The sequence below is a fragment of the Paenibacillus sp. 05T425 genome (assembly GCF_056396205.1).
This window is the reverse complement of the sequence record NZ_JBFTLA010000058.1, coordinates 1-566: the sequence shown is the minus strand read 5'-3', so window position 1 is coordinate 566 and position 566 is coordinate 1. Positions and strand designations below refer to the sequence as shown.

Here is a 566-nt window from a genome sequence, read left to right as displayed (position 1 = left end):
CTTGATGTCCTCTTTCAACGAAATGATCAAAAACATTACCCCGGATATCTACCAGAGCCTGAAACTGGCGGTGGAAATCGGCAAATGGTCCGACGGTGGCAAACTCACCGCCGAGCAGCGCGAACTGTCCCTGCAAGCGATGATCGCCTGGGAAATCCAGAACCTGCCCGAGGAACAGCGCACCGGCTACATGGGCCCGCAGGAGTGCGCGTCGAAGTCGATCGAAGTGCCGAATATTCTGTTCAAGTCGGATGCCATCCATTGATCGAGATTGGCCGCGGTGCAATCAGCAAAATGTCGGCGCGCCTTGACGGGCCGAACGTGCAGTACGCTTTTCGTCTGGGCGACGCCGAGGTACCGGTCAATCCGTTGATCGGCACCACGGTGCGCCTGGAGTACCTGGGGGCGATCCACTGCACCCATTGCGGACGCAAGACCAAAACCAGTTTCAGCCAGGGTTACTGCTACCCCGGCACCACGGTGCGCCTGGAGTACCTGGGGGCGATCCACTGCACCCATTGCGGACGCAAGACCAAAACCAGTTTCAGCCAGGGTTACTGCTACCC

Annotated in this window: 2 protein-coding genes; both read left to right on the top strand. The window is 58.7% G+C overall.

The window, feature by feature from the left end:
• Window positions 1–265 (top strand): YeaC family protein (locus tag AC1DF0_RS32035; RefSeq protein WP_477577594.1); only part of this gene is annotated, 265 nt, incomplete at its 5' end.
• Window positions 262–566: DUF2797 domain-containing protein (locus AC1DF0_RS32030; RefSeq protein ID WP_477577592.1), on the top strand; the 305-nt coding region annotated here is incomplete at its 3' end. The genes AC1DF0_RS32035 and AC1DF0_RS32030, both read left to right, overlap by 4 nt.